Below are 287 nucleotides of genomic sequence, written 5' to 3' on the forward strand. Positions count from 1 at the left end.
CTCCGGGTCCCGGTCCTTTGCCGGAGTGTCCTCGAAGGTGTCCGGAACGGGCTGGTTGACGGTCATGGCGCTCTGACTCTCCTGTCGGTGGCTACGCGGACGACTGCTGGATGTGGAGCACATGTGCCGGGGTCCGCCCGGGATCCAGGCGCACATAGTTGGTCCTGCCCCAGTGATAGGTCTCACCCGTCAGTTCGTCGTGTGCGGACATGAATGCGTGCCACTCCAGGCCGAGTTGCGGCATGTCCAACGAGACCGTGGCCTCCTGGGTGTGGTGGGCGTCCAGA

General features: G+C 64.8%; 1 protein-coding gene. It reads right to left on the bottom strand.

Annotated features, from left to right (window positions below; all coding sequences use genetic code 11):
• Positions 1-91: 91 nt before the first annotated feature.
• Positions 92-287: alpha-amylase (locus tag MQN93_RS43785; protein ID WP_242713932.1), on the bottom strand; the 196-nt coding region annotated here is incomplete at its 5' end.

Origin of the sequence: Streptomyces spinosisporus (assembly GCF_022698145.1) — a bacterium.
In the GTDB taxonomy this organism is placed as follows: domain Bacteria; phylum Actinomycetota; class Actinomycetes; order Streptomycetales; family Streptomycetaceae; genus Streptomyces; species Streptomyces spinosisporus.